Below are 19608 nucleotides of genomic sequence, written 5' to 3'. Positions count from 1 at the left end.
TATCGGATATACTTTATTTTGTTTGAGATTCGGTTAACTCCTGTAAAATTAGGAAAATCTATTATTAAAAGCCCGTAAAGTTTGTTTTAAGCAGAATGGGTATAGTTTATCAGAAAATAAGCTGTTCTGATCGGTTCCTCCTCTGCTTAAAATCCTTCATCAGGAGGTGGATGTTTTTGCCTGCATTGTAATTTCCATCACCTTTTGCGTTTTGTCTGTTACTTTAAACCGGTTGTCAAGACGTTGTCCAATCACCCATGCAATAGATTGGTCCGATACTAATACCAGAGTTTGGCTTTTAAGGTTGGCAGGAATTTTCTTGTCAATCAGAAAATCGCTGATCTTTTTTTTGCCGTTCATACCCAGCGGTACAAACCAGTCACCTTCCTGCCAGGCACGAATCTTTAGAGGGAATTTCAACTGATCCGCATCCAGAGCGGCTACATGATGTTTTGTGTTCAGTTTATACTTGTCGGCCTTAATGTATTTAATGTTGAAATGAAAATTGTCTGCCTTGGCTTCAGTATCGCCTTCTTTTACTGTTACACTTCCGAAGCTGCTCAGATCACGGGGGGTAATCACCAATTGGTCGCGGTCTTTTACAAGGGTGTGGGTAGGGGAGTTAAACTGCTTGCCTGAAATTCCCTCCAGTGCTCCTACGAGTTCCAGCACCACGGCATAGGTGAAATTGAATGGGCGGAGCATCTCGTGTAAAACTACCGGCAAACCCGTAGCATTATGCAATGGCACCAACGAGAGGTAAACAGCATTTTCAGCCTCCTTTAGGCTTTGCTCCCGCAAATTCTCAATATAAGCAGCTACAATAGCCTCGGCATGACTTACGCGCTCTGCCGTTTGCCGCACTGTCTCTTCAAGGTTAGGGTTAATTTCCTTAAGTGTCGGAATTACCTCATGCCGGATTTTGTTACGCTGATACTTTGTGGTCTCGTTGGAAACATCTTCACGCCAGATCAGCTTACGCTCGGTTACATATTCAAATATATCATCTTTGGTAACTGAAAGCATTGGGCGGATTATGGAGCCATTTTTAGCAGGTATACCGTGCAGTCCGGCAATGCCAGTGCCTCTGGTAAGGTGCAAAAGAACAGTCTCTGTGGTGTCATTGCTGTGGTGGGCTGTAGCTATAAAGTCGTAGCCTTCTTGCTGGCGCACCTTTTCAAACCACTGGTACCGGAGGTTACGGGCGGCCATTTGTATGGAAATGTGCTCCTGTTCAGCAAAGTTGCGTGTATTGAAATTTTCTGTGTAAAAAGGCACATCGTACTTTTTGGCTAGCTTTTTGACAAAGAGCTGATCAGCTTCGGCATCTTCGGCACGTAAGCCAAAGTTACAGTGGACAATAGCAAAATCATACTTAAGCTGATGCAGAACTTCGCATAATACCACTGAGTCGATGCCGCCACTAACGGCTGCGAGAATTTTACTCTCCGGCTGGCAGAGGTCATGGGATTGAATGAAACCTGAAACTTTCTGTAGCATAAGGCAGCGGCTGGTAATTTTTTTCTAATTTTGACAGTTATAATTCCAGACAAAAGATTGCTTCACAAGGGACTAAAATTTTGGTTTCCGTTTGGGGTACTCCTTTTGTCCTTTTTCCAGAATCTAATGAAGAGCACGAAAATACTGTTTTCTATTGTCTTTACGCTGTTCTCGCTGACAGTTTTCAGCCAGCAGACGCCACAACAGCCAAAACCACAGGCTGGTCAGGTGGAACTGCAGGGCGCAGACGTACTGGAGGGCGGTACCTTTAATGGGCAGCGCATTACCAAACTAATAGGTAATGTGATCTTTAAACAAAAGGATACTTTTCTGTATGCCGATTCGGTGTACCAGTACCGCGACCGCGATCAGTACCTGGAGGCCTTTGGTAATGTACGCATAAACCAGGCTGACTCCGTAACTATGACAGGTAACAGAGCCACCTACGATGGTACAAAAAGGACGGCCAGGATAACCGGAGATGTAGTGATGCAGGATCCACGCATGACGCTTACAACACCTAGCCTGGTATATGACTTCGGCACTAAAACAGCTTCTTACACCGAAGGGGGGACAATTGTAGATCCTGAGAATCGCCTGGAAAGCCGCTTGGGTACCTATGACACCAAGACCAAGATGTTCACATTTCAGCAGGATGTAAAAGTGTTCTCGAAAGAATATAACATCACGGCCCAAAACATGAAGTATAATACTGAAAGTAAGATTGTGTACTTTCAGGGGCCTACTTTCATCAAAGGGGAGCAAGGGGACCTGTATGCCGAGGAGGGGACATATAACACTATAACAAAAGTGTCTAATTTCGGCCGGAATGCTTACATCCTTACGAAGGAGTATCGTCTGGGAGGCGACAAGCTGTTTTACGACCAGGCAAAAGGGTATGGCTATGCAGAGAAGAATGTAACGCTTCGCTCCTTAAAGGATGATGTTACAATCAGAGGGCAGATTGGTCGTTACTGGAGAGACAGGGGAGAGGCAAAGGTATATGGAAGTCCGGTGATGGAGACTATTCTGGATAAGGATACGCTGTACATGTCAGCTGATACACTTTACTCCAGAGAGGCCAAAGGAGCCAGAAAGGCAAGTATGTTGTTTGCTTATCCGAACGTGAAAATCTTCAAAAAAGACTTGCAGGGGAAGGCGGATTCTGTAAGCTATAACCGCACAGACTCTGTAATGTATATGAATGTGAAGCCGGTGTTGTGGAATGATAACAGCCAGTTAGTCTCCGATACAATCCGAATCCACCTGCGTAACAAGACGATTGATAAAATGTACATGTTCAGTAATGCCTTTATTTCCTCTGAAGACACGCTTAAAAACTATAACCAGGTAAAAGGCAGGGACATGGTAGCGTACTTCAAGGAAGGCGATATCCGAAAAGTGGATGTGCAGGGTAACGGAGAGAGCTTATACTTTGCCCTGGAAGGAGATAGCACACTGACCGGAATGAACAAATCCATCAGCAGTAATATGATCCTGAGATTTGAGGAAAATAAACTGCAGACAATCTCGTTCTTGGTGCAGCCCGATGCAAGTTTTATCCCCCCCCACGAATTGAAAGAAGGAGATAGACGGCTGGAGGGATTCAATTGGCTGGCGGAGCTCAGGCCAACAAAAAAAGATGTTTTTGCACCCAGAACACCTTCTAAGCCGAAGGTGCAGCCCAAAAAGGCACCGGTTAAAAAGCCTGCAGGCAGAAAAAAAACGGCTCGTGGAAAAAAATGATATAAATTGCGACGGGTTTAGTCCGCTGTATTCAGTTTTGTAAATCACATAGATATTGTATAATTTTGCCCGTTCATGAATAGAGGCTTTTTACATACCGTTGCCTTAGTAGGCTTGTTGCTGATAGTTACCAGCTGTAGTAACTATCAAAAACTGTTGAAGAGTAACGACGTCGACAAGAGATACCAGGCTGCTCTCCAGTATTACGAGAAAGAGGACTACTACCGCGCTAATCAGTTACTGGAGCAGGTAACTCCTTTATTGACAGGTAGCGAAACTGCAGAACAAGCCAAGTTTTACCTGGCTCAAACGTATTACCAGCTAGGAGACTACTTGTTGGCAGATTTTCACTTTAAAAATTTCTATCAGACGTATCCAAGAAGTCCATTGGCAGAGGAGGCAATGTTTATGCAGGCAAAGTCGCTGTATAACCAGTCCCCTTCGTATGAGCAGGACCAAACCAGTACACTTACTGCCATAGAGGCCTTACAGGAGTACCTGGCGCGTTACCCTAGCAGTGATAAAGTTGCTGCAGCAAACGAAATGATTGATGAGCTGCTAGTGAAGCTGGATAAAAAAGCGTTTGACAACGCAAAGCTTTATTACCAGCTGCGTAACTGGAGATCAGCAGCAGTGGCATTCAATAACTTCCAGAAAGAGCATGCCTCTTCTCCTTACAGCGAGGAAGCAGCCTTCCTGAAACTGGATGCACAGTATAGATTTGCGCAGGAAAGTATTCCGAGTAAGCAGGAAGAACGCCTGTATACCGCTGTGGATTACTATCAGGCTTTTATAGATCAGTATCCTGGCAGCAAGTATGCACGTAGTGCAGAACAGGTTTATGAGCAGGCATTGGCCGACCTCGAGAAAATCAAAAAGAATAATCAGTTAAGTACACAAGCAAATTCTTAAGTATACATATATGGCATCAGTTCCATCATCTATCGTTACCCGCAACATGGCCGACTTTGCAAAGCAAACTGGCAACATGTACATGTCTGTGGCTGTGATATCTAAAAGAGCAAACCAGGTGGCAGTTAAGCTAAAAGAGGAGTTAAACTCTAAGCTAGCTGAATTTGCTACTACTGTAGATAACCTGGAGGAAGTATTTGAAAACCGTGAGCAGATCGAAATTTCCAAGTACTACGAGCGTTTGCCTAAGCCTACTAACCTGGCAATTGAAGAGTTCCTGGAAGGCAAGGTTTACTATCGTTCTCCAGACGAGGAGACAGAAGAACCATCCCTGTAATACAGGATTCATGCTTCGGCATAAAAAAATAATACTGGGAGTGTGTGGAAGTATAGCAGCTTATAAAGCTGCCTTGCTTGTCCGCTTACTCATAAAAGCAGAAGCAGAAGTACAAGTCATTTTGACTGCTTCTGCTTCTGAGTTTATAACCCCTCTTACTTTAGCCACGCTTTCCAAGAGGCCGGTGCTCACGCAGTTCGTGAAGGATGAGACCGGAACCTGGAATAACCACGTGGACCTGGGACTGTGGGCTGATGCGATGGTGGTGGCTCCGGCAAGTGCCAATACCCTGGCTAAAATGGCCAATGGCTTTTGCGATAACTTATTAAGTGCAACATATCTTTCTGCACGATGTCCTGTTTTTGTAGCCCCGGCCATGGATCTGGATATGTATCAGCACCCATCAGTGCAGGGAAATTTCCGGAAGCTTCAGGGCTATGGCAATCGCGTTATAGAGGCAGGCTATGGTGAACTTGCCAGCGGACTGGTGGGGCAAGGGCGAATGGCTGAACCGGAGGAGATTGTTCAAGTGCTTCAGAATTACTTTTCAGGTGATCAAAAAATCGTTTAAAGACAAAACCATTCTTATTACGGCAGGGCCCACCCATGAACCTATCGATCCGGTAAGGTTTATAGGGAACCACTCTACTGGTAAAATGGGTTACGCATTAGCAGAAAGCTTTGCAAACCATGGAGCACAGGTAAAGCTGGTTTCAGGGCCGGTAAATCTGAAAACAGGCCACCCACTGATAGAGGTAACAGCTGTAACTACTGCCGATCAAATGTATGAGGCAGTTAAACGTTTAGCGCCTTCAGTAGATGTGCTGGTGTTTGCGGCAGCCGTTGCGGACTACAAACCGAAAGTTGTAGCAGATAAAAAAATAAAGAAAAGCGGCGATGAACTTACAATAGAGCTGGTTAAGAACGTTGATATTGCAGCAGCCCTGGGTAAGGAGAAAAAAGATTCACAGTTTTCTGTAGGTTTTGCCTTGGAAACACACAATGAGAGTGAGAATGCCCGGGGAAAGTTGCATAAAAAGAACTTGAACATGATTGTGCTTAATTCCCTTAATGATCCGGGAGCAGGCTTCAAACATGATACGAACAAAGTCACTGTTATTGAAAAGAATGCTACCACTGCTTTTGAGTTGAAGCAGAAAAGTGAGGTGGCCGAAGATATAGTAAACCTGATCTGGGATAGAATTTATGCTTAAGAAATTACTTGTTTTGCTGATGTTTTGCCTGACAGCCTGGGGTGCAAATGCACAGGAGCTGCAGTGCGATGTTGTGGTTAACAGCGAACAAGTACAGTACACAGACAGGCAACTGTTCACGGATATGCAAACGCGTATTTTTGAATTCATGAACAACCGCCGCTGGACTGATCAGCCGTATCGGGCGAATGAGCGTATTAAGTGCCGCATCCTCATTAATCTTACAGAAATGCCTGAGATTGGTGTGTTCAAAGCAAATGTGCAGGTAGTGTCGGTAAGGCCAGCCTATGGCACCGGCTATGAATCAATCCTTTTCTCTTTTATTGACAAGGACTGGACCTTCCAGTTTAATGATGCCCAGCCACTGGACTTCGCTGAAAACAACTACTCCTCTAACCTGTCGTCGATGCTGGCTTTTTATGCCTATATGATTATTGGCGTGGACAACGACAGCTTTGGGAAATTAGGAGGAGCCACAGCATTTGACAAAGCACGTGCAGTTGTAAACCTGGCTGCCTCGCAGGGGGCCGGCTACCAGGGCTGGAAGGCGTTTGACAGTAACCGAAACCGTTACTGGCTGATTGACAACATACAAGATCCACAGTTCCTGGCATTCCGTGAGGGTATGTATAACATGCACCGGCAGGGCCTTGACCTGATGATTGAGAATCCGGAGAAGGCTCGGGAGACAGTACTGAGTGTGTTAGAAAACGTTCAGCGCCTGCAGCAGCAGAAACCAAATGCGGCAGTTGTCCGTGCTTTTTTTGATGCTAAGTCAGATGAGCTGGTGAACATGTTTAAGAATGCCGCCCCTGCACAAAAGCAAAAAGCTTATACTATTCTGTCGCAGACAGATCCTACCAACAACTCCAAATACGAAGTTTTGCTAAAACGCTAAAATTTTTAGAATTTCACTAAAACGGCGTAACTTCACGGTGGCAGAACAACCTGCCTCTTTACAAATGTGCTATGGGTAAACGCCAGGTACGAATCTTTAGAAAAGATCTGGATAAACATCTTTCAGAACTGCTGCGGCAACCAACGGTTCAGGTTGTTTTGCGTTCAAAAGTGGTCATGCATGGGATATTACGCACTTTAGGTGAGGGTAAATTGCAGCTTGAAGATTTCAGATTCGGGAAGCACAATTTTACGGCAGATCAGGTAGAGGAAATCATCTACGATTTAGAATCTCCTTACTAGGCGCGCGTTTTCTTTGGCATCAAAGATTTAAAATTCAATTAAAAATAAACCGGAAATACCGAACTTTAGCATAGGCAAAAAGTCTTACAACTTATGTCTATAGTCTTGAGACTACTTATATGCTGATAGATCTTAAAATTAAAAATTACGCCCTGATCGAGAAACTGGAGATGAATCCTTCTCCGGTGTTAAATATTATAACGGGCGAAACGGGTGCAGGTAAATCGATCATGCTCGGTGCTATTGGCCTATTGCTGGGGAATCGCGCTGACTCAAAGTTGCTTTTTGACCAGGAGCAGAAATGTGTGATAGAGGGTGTGTTCGATATCTCGTCTTACAACCTGAAAGATGTATTTGTTTCTGAAGATCTGGATTACGATAACCAGTGTATTCTGCGTCGTGAAATAAGCCCGAGCGGCAAATCAAGAGCCTTTGTGAACGATACGCCGGTTACGCTGGATGTAATCCGGAAGATTGGTGAAAACCTGATGGACATTCATTCGCAGCATGACACGCTGCAACTCGGTGATACCAGCTATCAGCTTAATATCCTGGACGTGTATGCAGGTAACACATCGCTTGATATCTATGCGGGCAACCTCTCTTACCTAAATGATTACAATGCCTCTTATCGCAAGTATAAAAAGCTTGAGTCGGATTACAGAAAGTTAGAGGATCAGCTGGCAAATGCACAGAAAGAACTGGACTACCATACCTTCCTTCTAAATGAACTGGAGGAGGCAAACCTGCAGGAGGCTGAGCAGGAAGAGCTGGAAAATGAACTGAAGCAGCTGGAAAATGCCGAAGATATCAAGCTGAAACTGACGCAGGCAGTACAGTCCCTTACTGAATCAGAGTTCAATATCACATCAGCTTTGAAAGACACGGCTCACCTGGTAGGGCAGCTGGCGCAGTTTTCTCCTAAGTATGAGGAGTTACGCACACGTACCGAGAGCTGTATGATTGAATTAAATGATATAGCAGGTGAACTGGAAGATGCGGAGCGTAAAACAGAAGCAGACCCGGAACGGATTGTAGAGGTGCAGGAGCGCCTGAACCTGCTTTATACTTTGCAGAGAAAGCACCAGGTGCAATCAAATGCGGAGCTACTGGAAATTCAGCGTGACCTGGAGGGGAAAGTAGGAAGCGTCCTGAACCTTGACTCTGCGATCGCCAATACACAAAAGGAGATGCAGAAAGCCGAGAAAGAGGTTCTTGAAAAAGCAGCCATACTTTCAGAGCGTCGCAAAGCTTCTTTTGGGCAGTTTGAGCAGGAGCTTTATAGCCTGTTGGCTGAGTTGGGTATGCCAAACGCCCGCATTGTTATACAACATGCTAGTACGACTCCATCTGCCACTGGTACCGATGAAATCAGCATTCTGTTCAGTGCGAACAAGGGTGCACAGCCTCAAACGCTTGTTAAAGCGGCCTCGGGTGGTGAATTCTCGCGCCTTATGCTTAGCGTGAAATATATGCTTGCTGATAAGACAGCCTTGCCTACCATCGTGTTCGATGAAATAGACACAGGTATATCAGGAGAGGTGGCCGTGAAAGTAGGTAAGATGATGCAGCAGATGGCGCAGAAGCATCAGATTATTGCTATCTCGCACCTGCCTCAGATTGCAGCGCAGGGTAATGCACATTACTTTGTTTATAAGCAGGATACCGAAGAGAGGACCATCAGCCGCGTGAAAAAGCTAAGCGACGAGGAACGTGTGAATGAAATAGCACATATGATTGCCGGGGCAAATCCGAGTGCCAATGCTTATCAAAGTGCAAAAGAGTTGCTGTCACTGTAACGACTTATTACTATATTGCTGCCTCAAGTTTCAGGAGGAATAAACAAATAATAAAGACATGTCCTATAATCTGTTAGAAGGAAAGAAAGGAATCATTTTCGGTGCACTGGATGAAAAGTCTATTGCCTGGAAAGTAGCTATGCGTGCCAAAGAAGAAGGTGCTGAATTTGTGCTTACCAATGCGCCCCTTGCCATGCGTATGGGAGAGATCAATAAACTTGCAGAGGCTTGTAATGCTCAGATCATACCAGCTGATGCTACATCTGTAGAAGACTTAGAAAACCTGTTTGCCAAAGCGCAGGAAATCTTAGGTGGTAAGATCGATTTCGTGCTGCACTCTATTGGTATGAGCCCGAACATCCGTAAAGGTAAGTCTTACGGTGACCTGAACTACGACTGGTTTATGAAGACGTTGGATGTGTCTGCACTGTCTTTCCACAAAGTAATGCATGTTGCTGAGAAGATGGATGCCATGAACGAGTGGGGTTCTGTTGTAGCGCTTTCTTACATTGCTGCACAGCGTGTATTCCCAGATTATACTGATATGTCGCAGGCAAAAGCTCTTTTAGAGTCAATTGCGCGTAACTATGGCTACAGATTAGGCCTGCAGAAAAAGATCCGTGTAAACACTATCTCACAGTCTCCGACTAAAACAACGGCTGGTACTGGCGTGGGTGGTTTTGACGTATTCTATGACTATGCAGATAAAATGTCGCCACTTGGCAATGCATCTGCAGAGGCATGCGCAGATTACACGATTACGCTTTTCTCAGACCTTACCAAAATGGTGACGATGCAGAACCTGATGCATGATGGTGGCTTCAGCAGCATGGGTATATCCGAAGGAGTGATTGATATGATCCAAAAATAAGGGAGTATCATATTTTAATACCACAAAAGAAAAGGCTTTAGCAGTTTTGCTAAGGCCTTTTCTTTTGTGGTATTAAACGTTTCTAAGTCTTCGTTATTCTTCTTCCCGGTGAACAGAGTTTATATCAAAAGCAGGTACACACACAGACCAGTACTCTGTTTCTTCATCATAAGGGTTTGAGTAGCGTATGCGGCTTCCCGCTTTTATCAGAATAGATTCCCCAGCTTTTACTTCTACTTCTTCCCCGTCTATCTCAATAACTTTCCGGCCACGCAAAACAATGGTTACTTCATCAAATTCAGGTTTCTGATGTGGTTCGCTCCATCTGGGAGGGGCAACCATATGGGCAACACTAAAGGCACCTGTGCGGGTAGCGGCGTGGCCAAAGTGTTCTTCGATTAACTTGCCATCAGTGGTTGGCACCCGGAACGGGTTAGTCTGCTTAATATATTTTTTATCACTCATGCTTCTTAATTTATATAGATAATGGTATGGCTATTGGTCGCTGCAGGCTCTTTTTGTAAATGAGGTGACACCTGCACGGTCCGCCTCACATTCGTTGCCATAGGTCTTGCCGTCGCAGCCACAGACCGGATCGTACTGTGCTGTACACATTTGATCAGGATTAATACGACTTTCATCAATACAAGCCGAATCATCTTGTTTAGAGTTTATGCAGGAGGTACTAATCAGGAGGAGCATGGCGGATGCCACAATTACTTTCATAGTTCTATAGCTTTTGTTATTACCATGGGTTTATACGCTAGCTTGGTGTTTAGCGGTATAATTTAACCAACTACAGTTGATGACGTATGTAAATTGGAGCATAAAATTATCTAAATAAATTAGAATTAAGCCTGGTTCTAATCATTAACGCGATAAAATTTGTGCATTTAATAGAACTGAGAATTTAAACAAAGCAAGCTCATGAACAACACGAATAATGACAATGGGAAAATACTAATGGCTACCCTGGCAGGTATAGGTGCAGGTATTGTGGCAGGTATTCTGCTAGCGCCGGAGAATGGGAAAGCCACACGAGACAGTGTGATGCGCAGCCTTTCTAAAGCCAGCGATGATATGAATGTGAAGATAAAAGCCTGGACAGAAAATCTGAAGTTAAAGAGTGGCCAGGCAAGTAGTGACGATGATGAACAATTGGTAATGCATGGTTCCTGGGAAGATGTGAAGGGGCAACTCCGTCAGAACTACGATGAACTTACTGAGGAAGACCTGGAATATAACCAGGGAAGTGAGCACGAACTTCTGGATAGAATTCAGCAGCGCTTAGGTAAAACAAAAGACGAGGTTATAAGACTTCTGTCTGAGTTGCGTTAGCTGAAATAATGTCCTAAAAGTCCTGTTGTGTAGTGCAACAGACTTTTTTTGTACGTTAATTCCCTATATAATAGTATTCTGGACTATAGATATAACTTAATGCAATACTTAAACGTTATTACATCACATCTAAAAGTAGAAAATAATATATAACAATAATTAATAAAAACTATGAAAGACAATAGCGGAAAAGTTCTTTTGGCGCTTCTGGCTGGTGCTAGTGCAGGCGTAATTGCCGGACTGCTTATGGCTCCTGATACTGGCGAGGTGACTCGTGGTAGTGTAAAGAAATGGGCTGGTAAAATGAGCAAAGACCTGGAGAAAAACCTACAGGCTGGCCTTGAGGAAATAAAGAACATGAGCGGTAACATGGGCAAGTCAGGCTCTGGCAATACTGGTGGCGGTAAGAGTGACAGAACTTCTGGTTCAACTGGCTCTTCTTCCGGTTCATCTAGTACCGGAGGCTCTACAGGTGGCACAACTACCGGAACCTCTGGTAGCAGCACTACAGGTGGTAACGCTTAGGTACTAACATAAAATTCTGGCAGTAAATTAATCCATTAGGTTTTAAGCTGAAGATACTGTTCTTTATAACAGGGTCTTGCTGAGGCAGCTTTGTGTTTATTGCTGGTAAAATAGGGCTTGTTCTGTTAAAGGAACAAGCCCTATTTGCTTTACAGAGGCTTTGGATGCTTAACCTTACGTCTGCTCTCCCGTTATAAAAGGTACAACTTTGCATGGGCAAAGCATATTGTTAAACTAATTAAACCTAAATATAACTATGAGAACAGAAATGGAATGCAGATCACTTGGTGAGAATAAATCAACATACACTACTAACTCCTCTGTGCGTCAGATCAGACAAAAAGACATGACCTCTAAAAGCAAGAAAAGCTCTGGAGGAGGTGCGGTAGCAATGGGATTGATCGCTGGAGCTGCAGCCGGTGCTATAGCCGGATTATTGTTGGCACCAGAAAAGGGTACAGTTACTCGTAAGAAAGTAGCAGACTCAGCATCAAAACTAGGAGATCAGGTAAACAAGGGATATACGGCTACTAAAACTAAAGTAGATTCGTGGACCGGTAAAAATAAAGAGGTTTACATTAACCCTAACCTAAGTAAAAATAAGCAGCCGAGCCCATATACTGATCAAGCTAAATGGGATGACCAGGAGGTAAACAGAATGATAAACGACTCCCGCAAAACTCCGGGTCTTTAGAAAAAATAAATAAGACTAAAATAAAAGGGCCTGCTATAGTATAGCAGGCCCTTTTACTAATTTAAGGAAGTATTTTTTACTTCACTTTTTCTTCTTCTTTTTTCTCTTGTTTTTCCGGCTTCATCTGCGGGAAGAACAGCACATCCTGGATAGAGTGTGAGTTGGTCATGATCATGCTTAAGCGATCGATACCGATGCCCAAACCTGCTGTAGGTGGCATACCATACTCAAGCGCACGCAGGAAGTCCTCATCCAGTACCATGGCTTCTACGTCACCACGCTTGCCTAGTTCCAGCTGCTCTTCAAAGCGGGCACGCTGATCGATAGGGTCGTTGAGCTCAGAGAAGGCGTTACATATTTCTTTACCATTACAGATAGCTTCAAAACGCTCCACAAGTCCTGGCTTGTCGCGATGCTTCTTCGCAAGCGGACTCATCTCAACAGGGTAGTCTGTAATGAAGGTTGGCTGGATCAGGTAAGGCTCACAAGTTTCTCCGAATATCTCATCAATGATTTTACCTTTGCCGAGATTAGGATCTACCTTGATGCCTAATTTCTCTGCAGTCTGGCGTAGCTCAGGCTCTTCCATGTTAGAGATATCGATCTTTGTAAAGTGCTCAATAGCTTCAAACATTGTGAACCGTTTCCAGGGACGCTGGAAGTTGATAACATTATCTCCGACTTTCACCTCTGTAGTACCGTGCAGATCCATGGCTACCTTCTCCACCATTTCTTCTACCAGATCCATCATCCAGTTATAATCTTTATAAGCCACATAAAGCTCCACCTGTGTAAACTCTGGGTTGTGAAAGCGGCTCATACCTTCGTTGCGGAAGTCCTTTGCAAACTCAAACACACCATCAAAGCCACCCACAATAAGGCGTTTCAGGTACAATTCATTCGCAATACGCAGGTACAGCGTCATGTCCAGGGTATTGTGGTGCGTTTTAAACGGACGTGCCGCAGCGCCTCCGTACAGTGGCTGCAGGATTGGCGTTTCTACTTCAAGGTAGCCCTGGCCACTCAGGAAATTACGCATGGAGTTTACCAGCTGTGTACGTTTCTTGAAAGTTTCGCGCACATGCGGGTTAACAATCAGGTCTACATAGCGCTGGCGGTAACGCAGTTCAGGATCACTGAAGGCATCATAAACATGCTCCACCCCATTCTCATCTACCTCACGCTTTACAATTGGTAAAGGTCTGAGCGACTTTGTCAGGATTTTCAGTTCTGTTACATGCACAGAAATTTCACCCACTTGCGTTACGAAAGCATACCCTTTGATGCCAATGAAGTCACCAATATCGAGCATCTTTTTAAACACAGTGTTGTACAGGTCTTTGTTTTCACCTGGTGCAATGTCATCGCGCGAAACATAGATCTGAATTCGACCGGTGCTGTCCATTAATTCCGCAAATGAGGCTTTACCCATGATGCGGCGGCTCATCAAACGGCCGGCAAGGCTTACTTCCTGATAGTTGTTCTTTTCCTTATCGAAATTTTCCTTTATCTCCTTGGCAGTGGCAGTAACTTCAAATGTTTCAGAGGGATAAGGGTTGATACCCATTTTCTCCAGCTCTTCGCGCTCATGGCGCCTGCGTAGTTCCTGTTCGCTCAGTTGCATGCGATTATACTAAAAGTGTGTAGTTTATATCAAACTGCAAAATTGCTAAATATTCGGGAGCTTTTAAAAGGTTAGTTAGTGAATTGTTGTTTTGCAAGGGGGAGTAACAAAAACTCCTGCAGGTAATAACCTGCAGGAGTCCAAAAGTAAAAACAATTCTGCTGCTATTATGCTGCCTGTCCAAGCTGGTAGTCTTCTTCTCCGAAAAGCGGTTTTATACGCTCCTGTAGCCTTGCTGCTACAAATGAGTTCTGCAGGTATTTAGGCAGCTCCTTTACAAACGCCTCATACTGCTGCACTCCCATGGCCTGTGCCACATAGGTTTCATGTATGCCGTTTAGGTAGCTTACAATCTCAAGCAGCGACTCATGGAATAGCTTAAAATCAATCTCAGCCTGCACGAAGCGGTCAATCTCACGGTGTGAAGATGATATCCGCAGACGTGCCATCAGATCAAACAAAGTAGTATACCCTATGCGCCAGGTAAGCTGCTGCCAATGCTGTGGCCCAAACTTCTGAAGTATATCTCCTGTTTTGGTGCTTCGTATAGCAGTGGCAGGGTTTGCCTGCACCTGTTGCCTTACCGCTTTGGCTTTCTGGCGTCGTGTAGTGCGTAGAAATTGTCCTATCTGCGCCTGCGCTTCCAGTTCTTTGCCGGCGATCTGCAGTCCGGGCTTATAATGTGCTAACGGTAAACGATGTACATTAAAGTCGTCATAATGCCCCGAAGCATAGAAACCGATCGCTTTTGGATAGGCATTCTTTACTACAAGCCGGCCTGCTTCACGTAAAATCCAGTCTTCATTATTCGTTTTGATTCCACGGGTGTGCAGGTAAGCCTGCAAGCCAGCAAACACTGCATAATAGGCCTGCGGGAATGTCCAGTGCAGGGCATTACGCATATAAGCTTCATCTCCTAACTCTGCAGTGGCACGCAAAGCATACTCTGTGCTCCAACTATTGAGCAAATGTTTTTTTACAATATCCAGATCTTTATTGTCGATCTCAGACTGTGCTTCCCGTAAAATTGCGAGTTGCTCAACCCCGTTGTTTTCTGAGCTTTTCAGATGGTAATTGATCGCAAAGAAGTAGTTCAGAAACACCTGTGCCGGAATGGATTTTTGCCAGTCCTTATCAAGCTCATTCTGCTCCTGCTGATTGATCTGAAAAACGTTTTCTTCTGCTCTCTCTCTCATGTATTTACAACAATTTATTAGCTGCAACAGTTGCAAAATCGGGGTGAAATAGTAGAGTTTTTTAAGTGTTTAAATAACTGATAATGAGGGTTTTGTTGTGGTATAAGAGATGGCTTATAAGGTTTTTTGGAAGTTGTTGACAATTAGCTTTTTAGGTTTTCGTAAATAGATAGAAAAACCTGTTGAAGTACTTAAACAGCGAATGACAGGAAGGGTGAAAAACGGGGAATTACAAGAGCAAATACAGGAAGAAAAATGGATTTATCATACATACTAAACGAACTGGGGGAGGAGCGGCAGAACTACTATAATGCAGTAGCACCTCCCATTCTACAAACCAGCAACTTTGCCAGCAATACAGTAGCAGACATGCGCTACATGCTGCAGCACGAACCGGAGGTGCATCTGTATACCAGAGGAAATAACCCAACGGTAACCATTCTTGAGAAGAAGTTAGCTGCTTTGGAGGGAGCAGAACACGCTATAGCCTTTGGTAGCGGTATGGCCGCTGTGACTGCAGCTGTACTTTCCCAGGTTAAGGCCGGAGACCATATAGTGTGCGTAAAAAAGCCTTATACTTGGACCAACGCTTTAATGCAACGGTTTCTGCCCCGTTTTGGTGTTGAGGTAAGTATGATTGATGGCACCGATCCTGAAAACTACAGAGAGGTTGCCAGACCAAACACCCGGCTGCTTTACTTGGAAAGCCCTAATTCCTATACTTTTGAGTTACAGGATATTGCCGCTGTAGTAAGCATCGCAAAACAAAATGGGTACAGCACCATAATTGATAACAGCCATGCTAGCCCCATATACCAGAACCCTCTACAGTTTGGTGTTGACCTCGTGGTGCATTCCTGTACCAAGTATATCGGGGGGCACTCGGATGTTATGGGAGGGGTGATCTGCGGTAACAGGGAAACCATCAATAAAATATTCGAAAGAGAGTATATGACACTTGGAGCTGTGATGTCTCCGCATGATGCCTGGCTGCTTATCCGTGGTCTACGAACACTTCCTGTTCGTATGGAGCGTGTGGCTGCCTCAACCAGAAAAGTAGTAGCTTATTTAGAACAGCATCCGAAGGTGGAGAAAGTATTCTTCCCATTCTCTCCCTCGAACCCCCAGTATGAATTGGCAAAGCGGCAAATGCGCAATAACTCCGGCCAGTTTACTATCACCTTGAAAACCGATAGCATGGAAAGGGTGGAAGCCTTTTGTAATAGTCTGCAGCATTTCCTGATGGCTGCATCATGGGGTGGGCATGAGTCACTTATTTTCCCTATAGCCGCATCTTATACGGATAGTAAGCTAAAACCTAGCCTACCTTTTACTATGGTGCGTTTTTACATAGGCTTAGAAGATCCGGACTACCTGATAAAGGATCTAGAACAGGCCTTGGAGCAGGTATAATTCCAGTTTAACATGAGGTGCATCTTAATTGTCTTTTTAAAAGAAAATTGAGGTGAAAATGATGAATCTATAGTAATGTGCTGATACTTAATATATAAATAACATATTATTTCAATTAAGAGCTTAGATTTGTAGGATGATACAAATCCACCAGCCTCAGCAAATTAGTTGCCTCAGGAAGGCAGGAGGATTGTCTCCCTTTGTAAATCAACCCAATTCATACTCAATCAAATTTTTATGGCTAAACATTTACAAAAGCTACTCGCTCTTGTGCTGGTTTGCTTTGTCTTTTTAGGCAATGGCAATGCTTGGGGGCAGAGTAATCCCACTGTACAAACTTTACCCTTCAGTACAGACTTCACCAGTATGCAAAATACCACATTGTTGCCAAACGGTATTGCTGCTTGGTATGCGGACTACTTTAGCTCTAAGGCTGCCGCCGAGTCTTCAGCTCCTACTGCTGATGCTCCTATTATGGCTACTGCTGTTAAGCAGACAAGTAGTGGTAGCGTGTATAATTATACGCTAGGTGGAGATAACAGACTTTATATTCAGCTGACGGGTAGCAGAGCAAACCAAATAGCTGCAGCTGTGAATACTACAGGTAAGACTAATGTTAAGGTTGCCTATGATGTAGAGCTTGTAAATGACCAGAACCGTTCTGTTGGGGTTACTTTACAATATAGAGCAGGTGAAACAGGAAACTGGACTACCGTACCTAACACAGACTACAGTAGCATAGGGAAAACTACTGAAGGTGCTACGGACGCCTTTGAAGTAACGCTACCTGTAGCGGCTGAAAATCAACCTGTAGTACAGTTAAGATGGATTACCTATGAAATAGCAGTTACTGGCGTTACCGGTTCTCGCGACGGTATTGCGATAGACAACATAACAGTTAATGATGGAGCCAACACGGTACCACCTATTACAACTAGCGAAGCGGCTCTTGGATTCGGCTCTGCTGTAGTAGGCGGTGAAAGTAATGTTTTGTCTTATAGATTAAATGGAAACAATCTGACTAGTGATGTTACAGTAAGCACTGAAAGCCCTTTCAGCATCTCTAAAAGTGCTACTGAAGGATTTTCACAAAGCTTGAGCTTTACAGCAGCAGAATTGACTACAGGTGTAACTGTGTATGCAAAGGTTAATACAACTAATCCAGGAGCTTATGTAGGCAGTGTAACACATGCTAGTACAGGTGTGGCGGATGTTAACGTCACCTTGTCTGCTGAAATATATAGCCCTTTTGTACAGGATTTCAACAATTGTTCAGGCTCTGCCATTAGCGGCGGTTGGATGCAGTTTAGTGTAACAGGTGCACAAACATGGGAATGTACTACTTTTGGTATGGAAGGCGCAGATGGTATCCGCACAAATGCTGTGCAGATGAGTGGCTATTCTAGCGGAAACAACGCAAACGAAGATTGGCTGATCTCTCCAAAACTGGATATCAATAGCTTTGCTTTCCCGCTTCTTTCATTCAACTATAGAACGAAGTATACAGGTGATGATCTAAAAGTGAGAGTTTCAACAAACTACAGCGGTTCTGGCGATCCTTCTTCCGCTACCTGGACGGATATTGAAGTACTATCAGCAGACAATGCCGATGTTTGGAAAAAGCTTGAGAACCTGAACTTAGAGGCATACAAGTCAGCAAACACTTATATCGCCTTCGTTTATACTTCTACTACTTCGAGCGCTGCCCGTTGGACGCTTGATAACTTTAAGTTAGAAAACGTAGCTAATTACATAAACACCAGTGACTTTAACCTAAGCTTTGCAGAAACTGCTGTAGGTAGTGTATCTGCTCCGCAGATGTTTACCTTTGAGGCTGCGGGCTTTACAGAAAATGTAGTTGTAGCTGCTCCTGCAAACTTTGTGCTGTCTAAAGATAATGTGACTTACTCACCTTCTTTAACTTATACGCCAGCAGAAGCTGCTATCACAAACAATGTATTTGTTAAGTTCAAGCCTTTAACAGCGGTTGCTGTTAACAAAGGACCTGTTAGCTTCACAAGTGGAACAGAGCCAACAGTAACACGTGGGCAGTTGTCTGGTTCATCTATTCTTAAAGCAGCTACACTGGATGTGGTTACATGGAATTTGGAGTGGTTTGGTTCTACGAGCAATGGTCCTTCGAATGAGGATCTGCAGCTTGCAAATGCAAAAGCGGCTCTTATGAATTTAAATGCAGACATTATTGCATTGCAGGAGATTGTTGATGAGACAAAAGCACAGCAGCTTGCCCAGGAAATTGGCTATAACTACGTAAGTGAGAAACTGTCTTGGCAGAGCAGCAATGAGCAAATCACTGCTTTTATTTACAATCCTGCTGTAGTAACTGTTAAAAAGGAGAAGGTGATTCTTAAGAAGCTTTATGAAGATATCCTGGTAGATCCCACGACCATAGAGAATTATCCATCAGGGACTTCAAGTCATTTGTGGGCAAGTGGACGTCTTCCTTACCTGGTAGAGTTTGAGGCTGAAATAGATGGTGTGAAGCAGACGTATAACCTGATAAATATCCATGCCAAAGCTAACAGCGGTGATGATATCGTGCAGTACAACAGGCGTAAGTATGACCTGCAGGTGTTAAAGGATACATTAGACGCACAGTATGCTAATGCGAACTTGATTCTGTTAGGAGACTATAATGATGACATAGACATGTCAGTAGTTGGAACAAACAATGTCTCTACCTATAAGATGTTTGTAGATGATAATGATAATTATATTCCGCTAACGTATGAATTAAGTACTACCGGCGCTGTTACATACGAGTCTAGTTCTTTTGCAAGCTTCCTGGATCACTTAATTATCTCAAATGAACTGGAGGATGAATACATCGAGAACTCAGTTAAAATAGAGTCGCAACTACTTGAACTGATCGGTAACTTCAGGTCTACGACTTCGGATCACTTACCTGTTTCTGCACGCTTCTACCTGAATGCAGAAACAACTACTGGTATAGCTGATGCAACAAAAGGCCAGTTCCGTGTGTATCCTAACCCGTTTGTATCTAACGTTAAATTTGATCTTCCGGAGCGTGTAACTAGCCTGCGTAACATTAGCCTGGTTGTTTACGGCATAGAGGGCAGAAAACTTATGGAGGTAACCGGTACGCAGGAGGCAGTTCAGCATCAGCTGAATGAGAACCTGAACAAGCTTAGCAAAGGCCTTTACATTTTGAAGGTTGAAGCTGGTAGCGAGATCTTCCAAAGCAGAATGCTGAAGCA

General features: G+C 44.1%; 17 protein-coding genes and 1 pseudogene. 13 read left to right on the top strand and 5 right to left on the bottom strand.

Going from position 1 to position 19608, the window contains the following annotated elements:
* Window positions 1-159 precede the first annotated feature (159 nt).
* Window positions 160-1500, bottom strand: coding sequence for a tRNA lysidine(34) synthetase TilS (gene tilS, locus ACFSRY_RS11585; RefSeq protein ID WP_377507254.1), 1341 nt, complete (start codon window positions 1498-1500; stop codon window positions 160-162).
* Between the two features lie 126 nt (window positions 1501-1626).
* Here tilS and ACFSRY_RS11580 point away from each other — a divergent pair, with 126 nt between their 5' ends.
* The 8 genes and pseudogenes from ACFSRY_RS11580 (at window position 1627) to ACFSRY_RS11545 (ending at window position 9579) form a co-directional block, all read left to right on the top strand.
* Window positions 1627-3246: an OstA-like protein gene (locus ACFSRY_RS11580; RefSeq protein ID WP_377507251.1), complete on the top strand. Its 1620-nt coding sequence runs from the start codon at window positions 1627-1629 to the stop codon at window positions 3244-3246.
* 75 nt (window positions 3247-3321) lie between these two features.
* Window positions 3322-4158: an outer membrane protein assembly factor BamD gene (locus ACFSRY_RS11575; protein WP_377507248.1), complete on the top strand. Its 837-nt coding sequence runs from the start codon at window positions 3322-3324 to the stop codon at window positions 4156-4158.
* A gap of 10 nt (window positions 4159-4168) precedes the next feature.
* The gene (locus tag ACFSRY_RS11570; RefSeq protein WP_377507245.1) at window positions 4169-4495 is read left to right on the top strand and encodes a DNA-directed RNA polymerase subunit omega; all 327 of its coding nucleotides are present in this window, start codon (window positions 4169-4171) and stop codon (window positions 4493-4495) included.
* 10 nt (window positions 4496-4505) lie between these two features.
* Window positions 4506-5709: pseudogene (gene coaBC, locus ACFSRY_RS11565) on the top strand (bifunctional phosphopantothenoylcysteine decarboxylase/phosphopantothenate--cysteine ligase CoaBC).
* A complete protein-coding gene (gene porD, locus ACFSRY_RS11560) occupies window positions 5702-6607 on the top strand; it encodes a type IX secretion system protein PorD (protein ID WP_377507242.1) in 906 nt (301 codons plus the stop codon). Before coaBC ends, porD begins: the two are co-directional and overlap by 8 nt.
* Before the next feature lie 71 nt (window positions 6608-6678).
* Window positions 6679-6909 carry a hypothetical protein gene (locus ACFSRY_RS11555; protein WP_377507239.1) on the top strand — a complete coding sequence of 77 codons (231 nt, stop codon included), beginning with the start codon at window positions 6679-6681 and terminating at the stop codon, window positions 6907-6909.
* Between the two features lie 119 nt (window positions 6910-7028).
* Window positions 7029-8708 (top strand): DNA repair protein RecN, encoded by a 1680-nt coding sequence (gene recN, locus ACFSRY_RS11550; RefSeq protein ID WP_377507236.1) that lies wholly within the window; start codon window positions 7029-7031, stop codon window positions 8706-8708.
* 58 nt (window positions 8709-8766) lie between these two features.
* Window positions 8767-9579, top strand: coding sequence for an enoyl-ACP reductase FabI (locus tag ACFSRY_RS11545; protein WP_377507233.1), 813 nt, complete (start codon window positions 8767-8769; stop codon window positions 9577-9579).
* 93 nt (window positions 9580-9672) lie between these two features.
* Here ACFSRY_RS11545 and ACFSRY_RS11540 read toward each other — a convergent pair whose 3' ends face one another.
* Window positions 9673-10044, bottom strand: coding sequence for a cupin domain-containing protein (locus ACFSRY_RS11540; RefSeq protein ID WP_377507231.1), 372 nt, complete (start codon window positions 10042-10044; stop codon window positions 9673-9675).
* Between the two features lie 30 nt (window positions 10045-10074).
* Window positions 10075-10305, bottom strand: a complete 231-nt coding sequence (locus tag ACFSRY_RS11535) for a Kazal-type serine protease inhibitor family protein (protein WP_377507228.1) — start codon at window positions 10303-10305, stop codon at window positions 10075-10077.
* Window positions 10306-10506: 201 nt separating this feature from the next.
* Here ACFSRY_RS11535 and ACFSRY_RS11530 point away from each other — a divergent pair, with 201 nt between their 5' ends.
* The 3 genes from ACFSRY_RS11530 (at window position 10507) to ACFSRY_RS11520 (ending at window position 12136) form a co-directional block, all read left to right on the top strand.
* A complete protein-coding gene (locus ACFSRY_RS11530) occupies window positions 10507-10917 on the top strand; it encodes a YtxH domain-containing protein (RefSeq protein ID WP_377507225.1) in 411 nt (136 codons plus the stop codon).
* A gap of 171 nt (window positions 10918-11088) precedes the next feature.
* Window positions 11089-11442, top strand: coding sequence for a YtxH domain-containing protein (locus ACFSRY_RS11525; RefSeq protein ID WP_377507222.1), 354 nt, complete (start codon window positions 11089-11091; stop codon window positions 11440-11442).
* Window positions 11443-11698: 256 nt separating this feature from the next.
* Window positions 11699-12136, top strand: a complete 438-nt coding sequence (locus tag ACFSRY_RS11520) for a YtxH domain-containing protein (protein WP_377507219.1) — start codon at window positions 11699-11701, stop codon at window positions 12134-12136.
* A gap of 76 nt (window positions 12137-12212) precedes the next feature.
* Here the strand turns inward: ACFSRY_RS11520 and lysS are convergent, their stop codons facing one another.
* A complete protein-coding gene (lysS, locus tag ACFSRY_RS11515) occupies window positions 12213-13760 on the bottom strand; it encodes a lysine--tRNA ligase (RefSeq protein WP_377507216.1) in 1548 nt (515 codons plus the stop codon).
* Between the two features lie 167 nt (window positions 13761-13927).
* Window positions 13928-14956 (bottom strand): hypothetical protein, encoded by a 1029-nt coding sequence (locus ACFSRY_RS11510; protein ID WP_377507213.1) that lies wholly within the window; start codon window positions 14954-14956, stop codon window positions 13928-13930.
* 255 nt (window positions 14957-15211) lie between these two features.
* Between ACFSRY_RS11510 and ACFSRY_RS11505 the strand changes: the two genes are divergently transcribed.
* Together ACFSRY_RS11505 and ACFSRY_RS11500 are read left to right on the top strand one after the other, a co-directional pair.
* Entirely contained in the window at window positions 15212-16369 is a 1158-nt protein-coding gene (locus ACFSRY_RS11505; protein ID WP_377507210.1) for a trans-sulfuration enzyme family protein, read from the top strand.
* 237 nt (window positions 16370-16606) lie between these two features.
* A partial coding sequence (locus ACFSRY_RS11500; protein WP_377507207.1) for a choice-of-anchor J domain-containing protein occupies window positions 16607-19608 on the top strand: 3002 nt, incomplete at its 3' end.

It is taken from the genome of Pontibacter locisalis, from assembly GCF_042684605.1.
Lineage (GTDB): Bacteria > Bacteroidota > Bacteroidia > Cytophagales > Hymenobacteraceae > Pontibacter > Pontibacter locisalis.
Note: the sequence above shows the minus strand (reverse complement) of the source record. Positions and strands in the feature narration are given on the sequence as shown.